Raw genomic sequence first — 18,939 nt, forward strand, 5'->3', positions numbered from 1 at the left:
ATTACCCTTTATTTATTTGCCGATTAATGTTAACATTACATTAATCGGTATTTATTTTAGGAGTGTTACTATGTTATTTAAATACAAGAAAATAATTTTAATTGTTTTGGCAACAATTTTCTCCATTGTTATCGCTATTAATATTATCAGCGCAAAATCTGTATCTATAGTCCGCGATTTGGCTGCAAATCAAAAAACTCTCCAAGGCAAATTATCGCTCACTGATGTAGAAGCTTCTTGGTCTGGTAATATTGTTTTTAAAAATATCCTTTGGGTAGCTCCTAATGGGACAACTGTCGCCCAAATACCGCGGGTAATTGTAAATTTTAATTTGCTCGATGGACTTAGCGGTAAAATTGGTGTTAATTCGATTAAAGACATTACTGTTGAAAACGCTGTTTTCAACTTGACTTATACGCATAAGCTGGGATTAGATATTGTTCAGTTAATAAATTTTGAAAATCTTGAAAAAGATGATAAAACAAAAAAAACCAGCACTAATCGCGAGCCTTTTGCTGGTAAATTTACTGTAAAAAAGAGTAATTTAAATTTAAATTTTGAAGATAAACAGTTTAAATTCAATGAGTTAAATTTCTTTGCTGACTTAACTAAAAACCCGCTTCTATTAGCAAAGCTTGAGATCAAAGAAAAAGATACCCATTTTGATATTGATTTTAACTTTACCCCTGAAAAAACAACCATTAAAGGTACCGCTAAAAATATTGTCGCCACTGACGTAATGGCGGTCTTACCACCTATTGGTAACATTAAAATAGTTAGTGGGAAAATACCTTCAACTAATTTTATAGCTGAACGACAACAAAAGATTTGGCAACTCACAATGCAAGGCAATGTAGAAAATTTATCTGGCTCAGCCCTCGATTATAAACTCGATTCGATAAATGGTAGCTTTAATTTAAATAATCAATCACTGAAACTCAATAATTTTAACCTTAATTTAGAAAATCAAGCAATTAAATTAGATGGTCAAGTGAATTTACAACCAACGCCCGCTTATGATCTAGTTGCAAATGCACCAAATTTTTATATTTCCGCTCTAAGCCCAAGCTTAGCTATTAGTGAATCGGTAGCTATTGCTGCTAAAATAAGTGGGGCCTTAGACGCTCCTAAAGTGGATGGAACTTTTAGCCTAGCAAGTGTTACATTTGAGCCGCTTACCTTGACTAATGTTCACGGTAATTTTAATTACTTTAACACCGTTTTAAATATCACTAATACGCAAGCTCAAGCTTTTAATGGAGTAGTCTATGCTGCTGGTAATATTTATTTAGTTCCCAAAACCTTTAGTTTTAATGTATCAGGTGAAAACCTCGACAGCACTCAAGCTACTGGAACACAAATAAAAGGGCCCTTACAATTTTCCTTAACCACTTCTAGAACAGCAGAAGCTAGCTCTGCTAATGCCCAAGGAAGCTTTGCAATTTATGATGGCGATTTTGCAGGAATTCCTTTTAATTCCTTACAAGGAGACTTCACTCGCGCTAATGAGAAAATGAATTTCTCTAATATTATTATTAAAACTTTTGCTGGCACTTTTAATTCAAGTGCTATACAAGATGCTGCTGGTAAAATTAAGTTTAACAAATTAGATTTAGTTTTTCAAAAAAATGATTTTTCCGAACAAAAAGAAGCTTTAAAAGCTGAAATAAATACTAAGTTAAAAAATAAATTAAAATCAATCTTCTAAATGAGTATTTTTATATAAGTCTTTGAAGACTTGCTCCCTGTTATGCTACTAGCAGAGAGCTTGTCTTTTTGTTTTGTTGAATTGATTTTATAATTTGAGGAGTTCTTATGAAAAATAATATTTCAAAATCACTTGCAACCTTATTAGTTTTAACCGCTTCTATTGCTTATGGAACGCTTTCTACCACTATAAAGTTGGCTTATAAAGCCGGCTTTACTGTAGGCGAAATGGTTTTTGGTCAAATTTTCTTAGCTTTCCTTTTTATGTTTTGTTTTGCACTTATTAAAGATTATAAATTTCTTGGTAGTATAAAGCCCAAAACTATTTTAATTTTAATTGGAGCTGGCAGTATCTCTAGTTTAACAACTATTTTCTATAATCTCTGCCTGCAATATATCTCCGCTTCTTTAGCTATAATTTTACTGTTTCAATTTACTTGGATAGGCATTTTATTAGACTATATTTTCAACAAAGTAAAACCTAGTAGATTACGCATAATTGCTTTATTAATAATTTTACTAGGAACCTATTTTGCCTTAAATATTAGTTATCAAGCTTTGGCTGTTAATCCTTTAGGCATAATATTTGGCTTAGCCTCAGCTTTTAGCTACTCTTTTTTTATCTACTTCAGTGGAAATTTAGCCACAAATATTCCGATAATATATAAGAATTCAATTATGCTCTCTGGCTCATTGATAATTTCCTTAGTTTTTTTTCCGCCAATATTTCTTTTCACTCCTAGTGTCATACCGATTTCATTTTACCTATATTCTTCTTATCTAGCCGTTTTGGGTATGGTCTTGCCATTTTATTTTTTTTCTAAAGGCGTACCTATCATCGGTACCACTTCAGCTACTTTAATCGGAGCCTTAGAGCTGCCAACCGTATTAATTGGAGCCACATTAATTTTAGGTGAAAAGATAGTTTTACATCAAATTATTGGAATTTGTCTAATTATTTTAGGAATTTTTATTTCTACTCGAACTAAAATTTCCACGTGACAAAGTTTAATCTAGTAAGTTATAATTAACCTTGTTATTAAAATACGAACTTAGGAGGCTATAGAAATGACAAAAAAATTTAATGTTGCTATTGTAGGTTATGGTAATGTAGGACGCGGTGCTGAACAAGCTTTACTTAATACTCCTGACATGGAACTGGTAGCTGTAATTTCGCGCCGTACAAATATCGCTGTGGCCTCAAAGGTGCCAGTATTATCCTTTAATGATGTACTTAATTGGCAAGATAAAATTGATGTACTTTTACTCTGTGGCGGCTCAGCTACTGATCTAATTGAACAAACCCCATTTTTCACACGCTATTTTAATACTGTAGATAGTTTTGACACGCATGCTCGAATTCCTGAGCATTTCGCCAATGTTGACAATGTGGCTAAGGCTAATGGAAAAACAAGTATTATTTCAGTAGGTTGGGATCCTGGTTTATTTTCTCTAAATAGAGTTATTGCCGAAAGTATTCTACCCAATGGTCAAGACTATACTTTTTGGGGCCCTGGTGTAAGCCAAGGTCATTCTGATGCTATCCGCCGCATTCCTGGAGTAATTGATGCTAAACAATATACTTTACCGGTAGAGAGTGTTATTAATGAAATCCGCTCTGGCCATTGCCCAAAGTTATCTACTAGAGAAAAACATCATCGTGACTGTTACGTAGTCGCTGAAGAAAATGCTGACTTAGAATATATTGCAAAAACCATCAAGGAAATGCCTAATTATTTTTCTGATTATGATACTACAGTTAATTTTTTAGATCAAGCAACCTTTAATCTTGAGCATAATCGCATGCCTCATGGTGGTTTTGTTTTTCGCAGTGGATCTACTAGTTCCGAGCACAGACATGTAATTGAATTTTGCCTAAAACTAGATAGCAATCCCGAATTTACTGCAAGTGCCATGGTGGCTTATGCTCGCGCCGCTTACAGACAAAATGCAGCTGGAAATCATGGAGCTTTAACTGTTTTTGATATTCCACCTAAAGATATTTCTCTATTTGGTAACGAATTTCTTAGAAAAAATCATCTATAAATATTATGTTAAAAAAACTGTTTCTCTTGCAAAGAGGAGCAGTTTTTTCGCGTACTCGCCACCACCACCTAGATTTACTTTAGTTTTCAGCGCAGCTTATCATGATTTTATATTTTTTATTAATTAACTATTTAACACTACTTAAACATAGTCAATTCAATTTATATTTTAGGAACACTATTTTTATGAAATTTATAATTTTTATAAGTCCGTGATCCCGTGATAAAAATAGGGTGCCTCAAAATAGATTTTAAAACCTATTTGAGGCACCCTATTTTCTAACATATAATTTTAAGGAGTTACTATCTTCATAATAAACATAGCTACTCCAGCATTTAAAACTGAGATACCTATTAATATTGGATAATGTTTAGCGGCTACACCTGCTGTACCTAGTAACCGACCAACATATTGAATTTTAGAACCAAGTAAATATATTGCTGGAATAATTATTGTAATATGCGTGCCATTAATTGCCCCACTATTAAATAAAGCCATAGCCACACCTACTGCCCCACCCATAGACATTAATGCGCTAAGCAAAACCATAATTGCTTCACCGGGTAATCCCCAAATTGCCATAACCGGAGCAAATACCTTCCCGGCTAGAGTCAACAAACCTGTAACATTTAAAATTTTAATACAAACATACGCCATAAGTACATTAGGGATAATATTATCTATAGCTACGTCCCAGCCTTTACGAGCCCCACGCACAAATATATCCATTAATGAAGGAGCAGCTTGTTTAATAATAACTTCTTCTGTATTTTTTTCTTTAGTATCAGCCATTATTAATTCCCCTCCTTACAAAACCTATTTACATAGAGGCGCATAATATTAGCCCCAAAAATCTTCATCAAAAACAAAACTGCTAAAGGCAAAGCAATTGGTACAGTTAAAAAGCCAAATAAAGCTGAACCAGAAGCCAAATAATTGGTAATTAAGCCACCAGCTGTAAATTGAAATGCCGAAAAAATCAAGCGTTCATTGTCGGTTATAAGTCCTTCATTATACAAAGCCTTAGTCATACCTGCGCCAGCATCAGTACTTTGCAAACTAGATACTAAAGCAATACCACAAACACCTGGGATACCTAGGATTGGTTTTAAAATCGGCGTCATTAATTTTTGTGCCGCTTTTAGCCCACCATAGTGTTCTACAACTTCTATCAGTCCTAAAGCCAACATTACCCCTGGTGCTAAACCAAAAGCAAATAAAAATCCATCACGAGCCCCATTACCACCTTGTCCTGAAAATGTAGCTTTTGCTGCATCTTTCATTGTTCCAAACTTACCATTTAAAGTATCAAAGTCAAAAATATTTAAACCATGACCAGCCTTTGCAAACAATCCTGAGAAAATTGCAATGGCAATAAATAGTACAATATAACCTGATACAGGCACTTTATTTACTGCCGTTTTCAAGTCATCTTTAAGATTATCCATTTTTCCACCCCCATATATTTATTGGTTACACTATTTACCAATATCTCATATTATAACAAAATAATATTGTATTTTTCAAGTGTTAACACAAGTATACAAAAAACCTCGTAAGTCCTAGAGTTTTCCAAGCTTAAATGTAATATTAATATTTTTGATAAATACATTGGATATTGTTTTTTTAATCTTTTAAGTTTTGTAACTTGACTTTTTTTTTGTTAAAATATACAATCAAGTAAACATTATAAACTTATAAGAAAAGAGGTCATTATATGAACGTCAAGGAAATTTATAATTTACTCCATAGTATGCCTGAAGAAGGTATGCAGGAATTTAAAACTTCAGAATATCTCGCTAAACAGCTTGAGATTTTAGGCTATAAAGTAACACGTAATATCGGCATAACTGGAGTAGTTGGCACCTATAACACCGGTGTTCCTGGTCCCACACTGGCTATTCGTGCTGATATGGATGCCCTTAAACATCTTATTAGTGGTGAAATAAAATTCATTCACTCTTGTGGTCATGATGCCCATGCGGCTATGGTTTTAGTTGCTGCTAGCCGTCTAATAAATAACGTCAAAAAGGGAACACTGAAAATAGTATTTCAACCTGGTGAAGAAACACTTCTTGGAGCTCAAGCCATGATTAAAGATGGTTTACTTGAGGACATTGATATTATGCTAGGATTACATTTACGGCCAATTCAAGATGCTAGTATGGGACAGGCCTCGCCTGGAGTATACCATGCCGCTAGTGCTGTGTTAGACGTAACAATTCAAGGGTTAACCGCTCATGGTGCCCGTCCTCATTTAGGGATTAATGCCATCGATGCTGCCGCACTTGCCATACTTGCCGTAAATTCAATTCGCACCAATCCTATTATTGCTTGTTCTGCCAAGGTTACAGCTATTAACGCTGGTGGCGCTGCAAGTAATGCTATTCCTAATAAAGCGACGTTGGTATTAGACGTACGTGCTCAAACTAATGCTGCTATGCAAGACTTACAAGCCAAAATTAAAGCTGCCATAACGGCAGCGGCTGCAACTATCGGTGCTACTGCAGAAGTTACAATTCGTGGTGAAGTTCCTGCTGCCGAGCTTGATGATACCTTGACTAACGAAGTTGCTGAAGTTATTGAGGAAGTTTTAGGTGCAGAAAATTTAATTCCTCGTTTACAAAATCCTGGGGGCGAAGATTTTCACTATTTTGCCGTAAAGAAACCAGGCTTGAAAGCAGCCTATTTCGGATTAGGCTGTGATTTAAAACCAGGCTTACATGATCCTAATATGGACTTTAATAAAGATGCTTTAGAAAACGGCGTAAATATTCTTACAAAAATGGTCTTGAAAAAACTTGGCTAAAAATATAATTACCTATTTTGTTTTCTTAATTTCTTGACTACATAAAACATGTTGTGTTTTGCAGCAAACTTCTGCATAGCACAGCATGTTTTTTTTAAATGGGTGCTCCAATATAATAGTGTAATATGCGAAAAATTTTGGCTCTATAATATAAAATTTTCTGCATGTCCCAACATATTTTTCAGAAAAAATTCTGCTTAAAAATACCAAAACTGGATTAAGAACTTTTACATTCTTAATCCAGCCTAATTATCAATATTTAATTTATGTAGCAAATCACTTTACAAGCAAGCTAGTATTATTTACTACTTGGTAGTACTCTTGTTCTAATATGTAATTCTTGAAGTTGTTTTTCTGCTACTTCTGAAGGAGCTTGAGTCATAACACAAGTCGCACTTTGTGTTTTAGGGAAAGCAATTACATCCCTAATTGAACTTCTTTGAGCCATAAGCATAATTAAACGATCTAACCCAAAAGCAATTCCACCATGTGGCGGGGTGCCATATTCAAAAGCATCTAACAAGAAACCAAATTTTTGTTTAGCTTCTTCATCAGTTAAGCCAATAGCTTTAAAAATTTTCTCTTGGATATCACGACGATAAATCCGAATACTGCCGCCACCAATTTCTGTACCATTTAACACTAAATCGTAAGCCTTAGCGCGAATATCACCAAGATTACCATTGTCTAATAGGTGCAAGTCTTGATCTCGAGGTGAAGTGAATGGATGATGCATCGCTACATAACGCTTGTTCTCTTCATCATATTCAAACATTGGGAAATCAACAACCCATAAGAAGGCTAATTTATCAGGGTCAATTAAATTTAAACGTTTTGCCATTTCTAAACGCAAATTACCTAAAGCTGCTGCTACTACCGCTGGTTTATCAGCTACGAACATAATTAAATCGCCTTCTTCAGCTTGGGCAGTTGCTTTAATTTTTTCTAAGTGCGCTTCACTGAAAAACTTAGCAATTGGTGATTTGATGCCTTCTGGAGTTACCATCATCCAAGCCAAACCTTTTGCGCCATAAATTTTAACAAAATCTACTAAAGCATCTACTTCTCTACGGGCAATATTGCTATAGCCTTTTACATTAATTGCTTTTACTTGACCGTTTTCTTCCAAAGCTGCATTAAACACTTTGAAATCTGAATTAGCTACTGCCTCTGACATATCTATTAGCTTCATATCAAAGCGAATATCCGGTTTATCAGAACCATAATAATTCATTGCCTCATCATAAGTAATTCTATGGAAGTTTTCGGTTAATTCTAGTTGCATTGCGTTATTGAAAATATATTTCGTCAAACCTTCCATATAAGAAACAACATCTTCTAATTCCACAAAAGACATTTCCACGTCCAATTGTGTAAATTCTGGTTGACGGTCTGCTCTTAAATCTTCATCACGGAAGCAACGTACTATTTGGAAATATTTTTCATAACCAGATACCATCAATAATTGTTTAAAAATTTGAGGTGATTGTGGTAATGCATAAAATTTACCAGCATTAACGCGACTAGGAACTAAATAATCACGTGCTCCTTCTGGCGTACTTTTTGTTAGCATAGGTGTCTCAATTTCTAAAAATCCTGCTGAATCCAAGAAATCGCGCATATATTTAGTAACTTTATGACGCAAAATTAAGTTTTTTTGCATTTCTGGACGCCGTAAATCTAAATATCTATATCTCAACCTTACTGTCTCATCTACATCAATATTATCTTGAATATAAAATGGTGGTGTTTTAGCAGCATTCAAAACTTGTAATTCCTTCGCGATTAACTCAACTTCACCAGTAGCAATATTAGCATTTATTGTATTTTCAGAACGTGCCCTTAGTACCCCTTTAATTTTTACAACATACTCACTCCGTAAACTTTCAGCAACTGCAAAGTCGCCGCCAATTTCTGCTGGCGAAAAAACTACTTGCAACACGCCTGAACGATCGCGTACATCTGCAAAAATCAAACCACCGTGGTCACGTCTTTTAGCTATCCAACCAGCAATTGTAACTATTGTTTCAGGTTGAACATCTGTCAATCTAAATTCGCCACAATGATGGATTTCGTTAAGTTTTAACATTCTTTATCCACTCCTAATTTACTTAATAACATGTTTAAATCTTGATTTTTTATAGAAACTTGCTCACTAGTGAGCATATTTTTATAACTATAAGTTTGTTCTTGTAGTTCTTGTTCGGCAATTATTATTACATGTTTAGCCTGTAATTTATTAGCAGCTTTCATTTGCGCCTTCATTGAGCGATTAGCAAAATCTATTTCACAACTTAAAGCATACTTACGTAATTTTACTGCTAATTTAATTGCTTCTTGATTAGCTTCTTCCCCTGTTGCAACAATATATACATCTACTGTACTAGCTAGCTCTTTTATTAGATTTTGCTTTTGCAAAGCTAATAAAATTCGCTCAATTCCCATCGCAAAACCAATTGCCGGCGTAGGATTTCCACCACATTCGGAAATTAAACCATCATAACGGCCCCCACCACAAACGGCACTTTGTGCTCCTAATGGCAAATATTGTATTTCAAAAGCAGTTTTTGTATAGTAATCTAAGCCTCGAACTAAGTTATTATCTAATTTATATTTAATTCCTAATGCCGCCAAGTAATTTTGCAACTTTCCAAACTGTGTTGTGCATTCTTCACATAAGCATTCCTTAAGTGTTGGTACGCCCACACTTAATTGTTTGCATTTATCGATCTTGCAATCTAAAATCCGCAGTGGATTTTGTTCATAACGACTTTGACAATCTTTGCAAAGTTCTCCTAAGTTCTCTTGAAAAAAAGCTTGTAGTTTTTCTTTATAAACAGGGCGACACTTTGGACAACCAACAGAGTTTATTAACACATTTAAATCAGTTAAACCAAGTTCTTGTAAAAGATTGACTGCTAGAGCAATAACCTCTGCATCAATTAAAGGATTTTCCGAGCCAATAGCTTCGATGCCGAACTGGTGAAATTGTCTAAACCGCCCAGCTTGAGGACGATCATAGCGAAACATTGGGCCTATATAAAACAACTTGTTTAAATAGTTATCTGCATACAATTTGTTTTCTAAATAAGCGCGCACCACTGAAGCCGTATTTTCTGGGCGCAAGGTAATACTTCGACCCCCGCGGTCTTCAAAAGTATACATTTCTTTGGATACAATATCTGTCGTATTGCCAATACCGCGCAAAAACAATTCTGTATGCTCAAAAATCGGGGTGCGAATTTCTTTATAATTATAACGCAGACAAATATCTCTAATTAAGCTTTCTATTTGTTGCCAATTAGCTGTAACACTTGGTAATATATCACTAGTCCCTCTAGGGGCTGTAGTTAACATCTCAATCATCACTCCTGTTTTTTGATAGCATTTCTAAAAAGTTGCTCACGCTTTGTTAACAAATTTTCAATTTCGCTTATATAAGTTTCAACATTCTTTGGCATGAAAAAAGTTGTTATTTTCCCATTGTCTGAAATAATTTTAGTAGTTGCTGAAGGCCCAATTCCTAATACGGTAAATTTTTCACTCATAATCATTGCATTATAGACACATTCATAGCCTTTAATTGCATAGCCGATATTTTCTAAATTACCCAAAATATAATGTTGTCTATATAAATAGTACGCTTCTTGGTTAAGCTTTTGCATAAAATCACTAGCTAAAATAGCCATCTGGCTTAAAGTATTAACTTGATAGTATCTACCAACATCTTGAAATAACTCAGTTCCCTTTTTAAACGCCAACGTATGAATTGTAATATTATGTGGTTTAAACTCCTTTAACTGTGATAAAGTAAACCTTACATCTTCTATATTTTCCTGTGGCAACCCTAAAATTATATCTGCATTAATTGTCCATTCTGGATAATTAGTCTTAACATAATAATACCACTTATAAAATTCTGACAAACTATGTTGCCTTCCAATTAGCTTTAAAGTTTTTTCATTTAAAGTTTGGGGATTCAAACTTATTCTATTAATTCCTAAAACATGCATTTGTTCTAATTTTAATTTGCTTAAACTGTCAACTCTACCAGCCTCAAAAGTAAATTCACGTTTTACAGTTCGAGGAAAATAGCGCTTCAATATGTCAACAAATTTCCTAAAGTGTGTTTCTGAAAAACTTGTCGGAGTTCCCCCGCCAATATACAAACAAGCCACATTTAAGTTATACTCATTTGTTAATTGTAACACATTTTGTATATCTTGTTCAATTGTCTGTAGAAATATTTCTATAGTTTCAGCTTGATTTGGGAGTAAACTGCTAGGAAAAGAACAGTAGCTGCACTTAGTATTACAATATGGTATGCCAATATAGATAGAAATATCCTGCTTACCATAACCAGCAAGCAGGTGATTCTGAGCTCTCGCTACTTCAATTGCTAGTGTAGCTTTTTCCGCTGTTAGTGCGTAGTTATCTATTAGATAACTACGCACTAATTCAGGCTCTTGAAATTTTTTTAATAATTTACTAACTAGTTTTAAGGGACGTACACCTCGTAAAATACCCCAAGCAATTTTTCTTGCCGGGAATATTTGTCGAAATGCTAAAAACAAGCTCAATTTAACTTGTTGCTTGTGCTTATGTTCTGGAATTTCTAACAAATCAATATTTTTCGCAAACAGCACTTCCCCAGCTGATAAAATTGTTAATTCTACTGCACCTAATCTTTTTTTAAGTTTAATAATATATTTAACCGTTAACAGATCTGCTGAATATTTTAAAGCATAAAGTTCAGCTATGTCTGCAACTAACTTTAATGGTTGGGTAAAATCAGTCAAGTTTTCTAAAAAATATTTATTTTTCTCCATCTTGGCACTCTCGACAATATCCAAAAAATTTTACTTGGTGATCTGTTATTTTGAAATTATGTACCTCTTGGATGCTTTTTTCCAAAGCTTCTAATAAGGTATCCTTAAATTCAGTAACAGCGCCACATTTTCCACAAATCAGATGATGGTGATGATGAATTTCCTGTAATTGGCGAAATTCATATCGAGTACGTCCATCACCAAAATCTATTTTATGTAGTATCGCAATTTTTTCAAGCATATCCAAAGTTCGATATATAGTAGTTAAACCAATATCAACATTTTTATTTAGTAATAGTTTATAAACATCTTCTACACTTAAATGTTCTTCCGGGTGTTCCTCAAATACCTCGAGTACCACTGCCCTTTGTCTAGTTAGTTTATAATTTTCTGCTTTTAATTTATCACGTATTTCATCCATTCTACTCATTTCAGCCAAAAAATCACCCTCTACTTACAAAAAATATATGCTTAAAAGAAATTTTCAAAAAGGCTGTAACTGGTACAGCAAAAACCATTCCTAAAATACCAAATAACTTTGCACCTACCAATAAGCTGAAAATAATCATTGTAGGATGCAATTTTATGGCATTGCCCATAACTTTAGGAATAATGATGTTACTATCAATTTGATTAAATATTAGATAGAAACAAACTACACTCGCTATCATATCTGGCATATGAATAACTGTTAGAATAATGGCCGGAACAACCGCTAAAATTGGTCCAATTATTGGCAATGCTTCTGCAAAAGCAGCTAACAAGCCTAATACTAATGGATAATCGATATCAATCATAAAAGCATACGCAGTTATAACCGTTCCCGCAATAAGGCTTAATTTTGCTAAACCACGTACGTAGGCAGACATTGCATTTTGTACTTCATAAAAATATTCTTCACATTTTTCTTGATATTGTAATGGTAAAATACTCAAAAAATTATCTCTTATTTTTCTGCCATCTTTAATAAAATAAAAGGTTAATACCGGAACAATTATTATTTGCAGAGCATTAGACAGAAACTCAAAAATTGCCTTAATAGTGTTATGTATAAAATTTGCTATGTACATTTCAGCTTGATTAATAGTTTGGTTAAGCATTGAATTAATATTATCTGGTAGTAATAATTGTAATTGCAATAAATTTTCTCGGATATTGCCTGCCAGTTGTGGTAAACTCAATGATAATTTATCAATTTCTGCAAGCAACGGAAAAATTATAAAAACTAAAGATATGATAAAAAAGCCACTCGCTAAAATAAATGCTAAAATAATTGCTAAAAATCTAGGTAACGGAAATTTATTAGGTCCTATTTTTATTCTACCTAATTGCTCTACAAAAGGATTTAAAACAAAAGCCAAAGCAATAGAAATAATCAAAGATACCCAAAATTCCATAGTAACATAGATACTAATTGCAACAATTAACACCAAAAATATTTTTAGCCAAAAGTTTCTTAGTTGAAGAAAGTTATCTGGTAGCGTTTTCATTATTGCAAAAATGGGTTCATGCGTTTTTCCCAAGCAACATCTGTGCTCGGTCCATGCCCTGGATACAATTTAGTATTTTCTGGCAAAGTTAAAATTTTAGTTTTCAAATTAGAGATCAAAGATTTATAAGAACCGCCCGGAAGATCCGTTCTACCGATAGATTCTAAAAATATACTATCACCCACAAACACATGCTCACCTATTTTAAAGCTACACCCACCTTTTGTATGTCCTGGAATTGTCAATACTTGAATTTCTAAACCTGCTATGTTCAATAATTGTCCGTCCGCTAGATTTTCTTCTGCCTCTTTAAATATTCGATCAGCCCCAATAAAAGATGATAAATTTTGCTTGGCATTCGTAAGCATTGGTGCATCATCAGCATGTATATAAACTTTAGCCAAACAAGCTTCACGAACCTTGTCTAGTGCTGAAATATGATCAGCATGTCCATGAGTCAACAAAATTGCCACTACCTTTAGTTCATTTTTTTTAATAAAATTAATGATTTTATTCGCCTCTGCACCAGGGTCTATTAAAATAGCTTGCTTATCTTGTAAATTCTCAATAATATAGCAATTGGCTTGTAAATCTCCCACTGGTATTGTGTGTATTTTCATATATTTTTTTCCCTCACTGTTTCTAATAGTTTTTTTTACTGTCTAATAAAATTGTAACTGGTCCATGATTTTTTATATCTACTAACATTTCTGCCTGAAATTGTCCACCAAAAGTTTTTATCTGCTGTTGCATGCATAATTCAATAAAATCATTGTATAAACTTAGAGCAATTTCTGGTTTTGCAGCATTATCGAAACTTGGCCTGCGACCTTTTCTACAGTCTGCTAGTAAGGTGAATTGTGATACCACAAGTAATTCACCCTGTATATCTTTTAAAGACAAATTCATTTTATAATTTTGATCTTCAAAAATTCTTAAATTAACTATTTTTTCGACTAAATATTTAACATCCACAATGCTATCCATGCTTTCTACACCAAGAAAAACCAATAGACCTGCTCCTATACTCGAAATTTCTTGACCTTCAACTTTAACGCTAGCACTCTGAACTCTTTGTAATACTGCTTTCAATAATCTAACCCCCTGATGTTAAATACCTATACACACTATAAACATTTTTAACTCTTCTCATTTTTGCCATTATATATTCCAAATGATCTAAGCTACTTACCTCTAAACCTAATGTTATAGTGGCACTTTTATTTTTTTCGTCAACTTTTGCGGTGACAGAAGTTATGCTAACCTTAGATTCCGAGGCAACCATCATTATATTGGCCATAACACCTGTATTATTATTAGAATTAATTTGAATTGCTACCCTATATTTACTATCTGATGTACCAATATCCCAAGCAACTTCAATAAGTCTTTCATATTCATCTGGATTATTAGCAATATTTTTACAATCAATAATGTGTACTGACACACCGCGGCCTCTAGTTATATAACCTACAATTTGATCCCCCGGTACAGGATTACAACATTTAGCTAGTCGCACTAATAAACCAGACTCACCTTTAACCAAAATCCCCTTGCCCTTACCAACTTTTTCACTGCTACCTTTTGTCTTTAATTCTGCAAGCATTTTAGACATATCACCGTTTGTAGTTGCTTTTTCTTCTTGTTTATATAATTCAATTAACCTAGTCATTACTGCTTGAACAGTAACGCCGCCATAACCTAAAGCTGCCAAAAGATTGTCATCTCCTGCCACAGTTATTTTCTGCGCTACACTTTTTAATCTATCTGGTTTCAGAAAACTTTTACTGTCATAACCTAAACGCTTAACTTCACGTTCTAATAATTCTTTTCCTTTAGCAATATTATCATCTCGGCATTCACGCTTAAACCACTGCCTTATTTTGTTTTTACTTTCTGATGCACGGGCAATATTTAACCAGTCTCTACTCGGTCCATTAGCTTGTTTAGACGTTATAATTTCTACAATATCGCCATTAGAAAGCTTATATTCCAAGGGAACTATTCTTCCATTTACTTTAGCTCCAATACACCGATTACCGACATCTGTGTGAATGCGATAAGCAAAATCAATAGGAACTGAACCCATTGGCAAATCAATAACATCACCGCGCGGTGTAAAAACAAAAACCTCATCGGCAAAAACGTCTAGTTTTACAGAATCCACAAATTCTCTTGGATCTTTCATATCTTGATGCCACTCTAGTAGCTGCCTAAGCCAGGAAAGTTTTTCATCAAACCCAGAATTTCCACCTTTACTTTCCTTATAACGCCAATGTGCGGCAATTCCATATTCTGATATTCTATGCATTTCAAAAGTTCTTATTTGAATTTCCAGTGGTTGTCCGAAAGAGGTCATTACTGTAGTATGCAGAGACTGATACATATTAGATTTAGGCACAGCAACATAATCTTTGAATCTCCCTGGAATAGGGCGCCATAGAGAATGTACTACCCCTATTGCTCCATAGCAATCCTTTACAGTATTAACCAATACTCTTATTGCCAGCAAATCAAAAATTTCATTTAGTTCCTTATGACTTTTTAGCATTTTTTTGTGTATACTAAAAAAATTTTTAGGTCGTCCTTGAATTTCACACTCAACCCCGACTGCTAACAGTGCTTCTTTTAATTCTTTTACGGAATTAGCTATAAGCTCCTCACGTTCTCTTCTTTTCTGCTTAACCTGTTCTACAAGATCATAGTATTTTTCCGGTTCCATATATCTAAAAGACAAATCTTCTAATTCCCATTTTATACTATAAATTCCTAAACGATGTGCTAATGGCGCAAAAATCTCTAATGTTTCTTTGGAAATACTCCTTTGTTTCATGGGATTCATAAACTTCAAGGTTCGCATATTATGCAAACGATCCGCAAGTTTTATCAATACTACCCTTATATCCTTAGCCATCGCCAAAAACATTTTTCTGTAGTTTTCCATCTGTTGCTCTTCTTTAGAAATATACTCAATTTTGTTTAACTTAGTTACTCCATCAACCAACATAGCAACAGTATTACCGAATAATTCTTTAATATTGTCAATAGCCACAGGAGTATCTTCTACAACATCATGCAAAAAAGCTGCTGCGATAGTTTCTTCATCTAATTGCAAATCTGCTAAAATTTTACATACTCCTAATGGATGAGTTATATACTCTTCACCAGAAACTCGTTTTTGACCTTGATGCGATTTTTCGGCAAAAAAATAGGCCTTTTTGGCAAACTCAAATTGTTGTTCCCCTAAATATGATTTTAGCAATGTAAATAATTCATCTTTAATTGTTTCTGGCACCACTTTTTTCTCAGCTTCTTCGCCCATAAATCTATTCTCCTTCAATTCCACACAATTGCTAAAACAAATCCGAAATATTAGTTGCCTTTAGTTTTTGCAAAAACTCCTGTTTTAATTTATTATCAATATGTCGTTTTTGGAAAATCTTAGAATTATTCAGTTCTTTCTTTTCTTTTTCACAACTATTTTTCAAACTAAAACAATCTCCACTACACTCTAGTAAATTTATTTCTTGCAAGATAGACAAATAATCAAAATCAAATTCTTGAAACCAGTTTTTGTTTTGCAAAACACTTAATAGTATTCTATCAGAAAGCTGTAGTTCTTGTCTTAATAATATAAAAAATTTTTTCATTTTTTCACGATCTATATATTCTTCTTCTAGTCGTAACAAAGCTTTATCAATTTCAACAAAAGAAAAACCTAATATAATTTCTAATTCTAAGCACTTGCTTATTTTTTTTTGAAAATTCTCCCATTCTTCTTTTAGAGGTAGATCTAGGATAAGCAATTTTTTATAAAAACAATCATACTTAGTTAAATCAGTTATGACATTATCAAACTTTGTCAACGTTAAAGCTTTTTTACTATATATACAGGTTGTTTCTTGCTCGCTTTCATTTACTAGTTCGTTCAAATCAAATTTCTCCATTCTCAAATCTATCCAAGAAACCTGCTTTTTTAAATCTTTTATGGTAATTTGAATTGGGTCTATCCAATCTGTAATACTTAAATTAAACACCATATTAACACTGTCATTTACTTGTAACCACGAAAATTTTCTTGCTTCTCTCCAAAAAACAGCATTTTTAAATATCGAGTTTTTAACAAAACTTAAGTTTATACTCTTGCCATCTTGAAATGATCTTTTATTTAATAGTTTTAATCCATATATTGCAAAGCTAGGTTTGGGATTCCCCTCACCAAAAGGCTCTAATTTTTCTAGTTCGTCCATAACTTGCTTCGTCAGTTCCGAAAAATCAGAGACTAGTGCATCGATTTTTACAGTTGGTACAAAGTCTCCTTGCAACAAAGTATTCTGTACATAAGTTTCGAATCGTTCTGAAAAAGCTGGCAAATCCTTCTCCCTTAGACTTAATCCAGCGGCTTGATGATGTCCCCCAAAATTTAAAAACAACTCTTTCATACTGGCTAAAGCCTTATGGAGATCTAGAGCCCTAATACTTCTCCCCGATCCTTTAGCAATACCCTGCTCGTCTACACTAAAAATAATTGTTGGTAAATAATATTTTTCTACTAACCTCGAGGCCACAATTCCAATAACACCCGCATTCCAATTTTTACCAGCTAATACAATCGTTTTCTCAGGTGGTTTTTCTGCTAGCATTTTTAAAGCTTCATCCAAAATTTCTTGCTCAATATTTTGTCTTAATTCATTTTCATTATTAAGAAATTCTGCAATTTCTTTCGCTTCATGTTCTTTATCAGTTGTCAATAATTTTACTGCCAACTGTGCATTTCCTAATCTTCCAGCTGCATTTAACCTCGGGGCCAAAATAAATCCAATTTTTCCCGCATCTATTTTTTTCCCTGCCAATTTACTAACAATAATTAACTCTTTCAAACCCAAAATATTAGTAGTTCCTAAAGCTTTCAATCCTTGTTTAACTAAAACACGATTTTCATCTTGTAATTCCACAATATCTGCCACTGTAGCTAATGCTACTAATTCTAGCAAGTCATTATAATAAACTTCAAAATCATTTTTTTCTATTTGCCAAATTGCCTGACAAAGTTTATAAGCTACACCTACCCCAGCTAACTTTTTAAATGGGTATTTACAATCAAGCTTTGCAGGATTAATTATAGCAAATGCTTCTGGTAATTTTTCCGGTGGTTGATGATGATCTGTAATAATAACATCAATTTTTTCTTTAATTTTTTCTATTTCAAAATAATTACTGATTCCACAATCAACTGTTACAATTAATTTTGCTCCTAATGAGCAGATGTTTTCTAGTGCCGTTATATTTAGCCCATAGCCTTCTGTTTTTCTATCGGGGATATAATAACTTATATCTTTCGCTCCCAAGTTTCTTAAAAAGCGATACATTAAGGCTGTCGAACAAATTCCGTCTACATCATAATCTCCATAAATCACTATTTTTTCGTTTATTTCTATCGCTTTTAAAATTCGCTTTGCCGCTTTTTCACAATCAGTCAATAGTAACGGACTGTAGTACCTAGTTTGATCTTGCAAAAATTCCTCTATTGCTTCTAAACTAGTGACACCACGATTAACAAGAATCTGAGCTGTTAACGTTGATATCCCCGCAGCCTTAGCTATTTCCAAAACTTCATTTTTTTTATTTTTCTCTACTACTATCCATTTTTTATCTTCCAATCGAATTCCCTCATTTGCAAAATCAAATGCCTTAATTATACCATAAAATCAAGGTTTATTTGCAATTTACTCAAACCTCATCCTCTTTAATTACTGCTTCACCAGTTGTAGCGTTTTTTGTATTAATCTGAGCTTCTAATAAAATTATTTTTTCTTGCAATTCATTTATTTCTCGTTCTTGCTTGCGTAGTTGCCAAAAGTTTTTCAACTTAAAATACATTGTAAATAACATTGCCACCAAAAATCCTAAACAAATACTACCTAAAATCACTAACACCAAGGACGTTTCGAATTCCCAAAAAAACATTCGCACCCAAACCGCAACCGCATTTTGAATTGCAAATGCCGCTGCCAAAAAACTAATTAACATTGCTAAAATTATATATATCATTAGCCTC

Annotated in this window: 16 protein-coding genes; 4 read left to right on the forward strand and 12 right to left on the reverse strand. The window is 33.5% G+C overall.

Annotation, left to right across the window (positions count from 1 at the left end; genetic code table 11):
- The first annotated feature begins 70 nt into the window (after window positions 1–70).
- From SUCMO_RS0107580 to SUCMO_RS0107590, 3 genes are all read left to right on the forward strand, one after another.
- A complete protein-coding gene (locus tag SUCMO_RS0107580; protein ID WP_019880055.1) occupies window positions 71–1,708 on the forward strand; it encodes an AsmA family protein in 1,638 nt (545 codons plus the stop codon).
- A 107-nt stretch (window positions 1,709–1,815) separates the two neighbouring features.
- Complete coding sequence (locus SUCMO_RS0107585; protein WP_019880057.1) at window positions 1,816–2,709, forward strand: DMT family transporter; 894 nt, start codon at window positions 1,816–1,818, stop codon at window positions 2,707–2,709.
- Window positions 2,710–2,775: 66 nt separating this feature from the next.
- Window positions 2,776–3,753 (forward strand): diaminopimelate dehydrogenase, encoded by a 978-nt coding sequence (locus SUCMO_RS0107590; protein ID WP_019880059.1) that lies wholly within the window; start codon window positions 2,776–2,778, stop codon window positions 3,751–3,753.
- Between the two features lie 291 nt (window positions 3,754–4,044).
- Here the strand turns inward: SUCMO_RS0107590 and SUCMO_RS0107595 are convergent, their stop codons facing one another.
- A complete protein-coding gene (locus SUCMO_RS0107595) occupies window positions 4,045–4,545 on the reverse strand; it encodes a YjiG family protein (RefSeq protein ID WP_019880060.1) in 501 nt (166 codons plus the stop codon).
- Window positions 4,546–4,547: 2 nt separating this feature from the next.
- Window positions 4,548–5,201, reverse strand: coding sequence for a nucleoside recognition domain-containing protein (locus SUCMO_RS0107600; protein WP_019880062.1), 654 nt, complete (start codon window positions 5,199–5,201; stop codon window positions 4,548–4,550).
- A 269-nt stretch (window positions 5,202–5,470) separates the two neighbouring features.
- Here SUCMO_RS0107600 and SUCMO_RS0107605 point away from each other — a divergent pair, with 269 nt between their 5' ends.
- Window positions 5,471–6,562 (forward strand): amidohydrolase, encoded by a 1,092-nt coding sequence (locus SUCMO_RS0107605; RefSeq protein WP_019880063.1) that lies wholly within the window; start codon window positions 5,471–5,473, stop codon window positions 6,560–6,562.
- 298 nt (window positions 6,563–6,860) lie between these two features.
- Here the strand turns inward: SUCMO_RS0107605 and aspS are convergent, their stop codons facing one another.
- From aspS to SUCMO_RS10585, 10 genes are all read right to left on the reverse strand, one after another.
- A complete protein-coding gene (gene aspS, locus SUCMO_RS0107610) occupies window positions 6,861–8,651 on the reverse strand; it encodes an aspartate--tRNA ligase (protein ID WP_019880064.1) in 1,791 nt (596 codons plus the stop codon).
- A complete protein-coding gene (gene hisS, locus SUCMO_RS0107615; protein WP_019880065.1) occupies window positions 8,645–9,919 on the reverse strand; it encodes a histidine--tRNA ligase in 1,275 nt (424 codons plus the stop codon). The genes aspS and hisS overlap by 7 nt, the downstream gene beginning before the upstream one ends.
- 8 nt (window positions 9,920–9,927) lie before the next feature.
- Window positions 9,928–11,391 (reverse strand): coproporphyrinogen dehydrogenase HemZ, encoded by a 1,464-nt coding sequence (gene hemZ, locus SUCMO_RS0107620; RefSeq protein ID WP_019880066.1) that lies wholly within the window; start codon window positions 11,389–11,391, stop codon window positions 9,928–9,930.
- Window positions 11,378–11,830 carry a Fur family transcriptional regulator gene (locus tag SUCMO_RS0107625; RefSeq protein ID WP_019880067.1) on the reverse strand — a complete coding sequence of 151 codons (453 nt, stop codon included), beginning with the start codon at window positions 11,828–11,830 and terminating at the stop codon, window positions 11,378–11,380. The genes hemZ and SUCMO_RS0107625 overlap by 14 nt, the downstream gene beginning before the upstream one ends.
- A 4-nt stretch (window positions 11,831–11,834) precedes the next feature.
- The gene (locus tag SUCMO_RS0107630; protein ID WP_019880068.1) at window positions 11,835–12,881 is read right to left on the reverse strand and encodes an AI-2E family transporter; all 1,047 of its coding nucleotides are present in this window, start codon (window positions 12,879–12,881) and stop codon (window positions 11,835–11,837) included.
- Entirely contained in the window at window positions 12,881–13,501 is a 621-nt protein-coding gene (locus SUCMO_RS0107635) for an MBL fold metallo-hydrolase (RefSeq protein ID WP_019880070.1), read from the reverse strand. The genes SUCMO_RS0107630 and SUCMO_RS0107635 overlap by 1 nt, the downstream gene beginning before the upstream one ends.
- A gap of 22 nt (window positions 13,502–13,523) precedes the next feature.
- Window positions 13,524–13,973, reverse strand: a complete 450-nt coding sequence (gene dtd / locus SUCMO_RS0107640; RefSeq protein ID WP_019880071.1) for a D-aminoacyl-tRNA deacylase — start codon at window positions 13,971–13,973, stop codon at window positions 13,524–13,526.
- A gap of 4 nt (window positions 13,974–13,977) precedes the next feature.
- Window positions 13,978–16,203, reverse strand: a complete 2,226-nt coding sequence (locus SUCMO_RS0107645; RefSeq protein WP_019880072.1) for a RelA/SpoT family protein — start codon at window positions 16,201–16,203, stop codon at window positions 13,978–13,980.
- Window positions 16,204–16,234: 31 nt separating this feature from the next.
- Window positions 16,235–18,541 carry a single-stranded-DNA-specific exonuclease RecJ gene (recJ, locus tag SUCMO_RS10580; protein WP_019880073.1) on the reverse strand — a complete coding sequence of 769 codons (2,307 nt, stop codon included), beginning with the start codon at window positions 18,539–18,541 and terminating at the stop codon, window positions 16,235–16,237.
- A 70-nt stretch (window positions 18,542–18,611) separates the two neighbouring features.
- Window positions 18,612–18,932, reverse strand: coding sequence for a LapA family protein (locus SUCMO_RS10585; protein WP_019880074.1), 321 nt, complete (start codon window positions 18,930–18,932; stop codon window positions 18,612–18,614).
- Window positions 18,933–18,939: the final 7 nt, after the last annotated feature.

This window comes from Succinispira mobilis DSM 6222 (genome assembly GCF_000384135.1).
In the GTDB taxonomy this organism is placed as follows: Bacteria; Bacillota; Negativicutes; order Acidaminococcales; family Succinispiraceae; genus Succinispira; species Succinispira mobilis.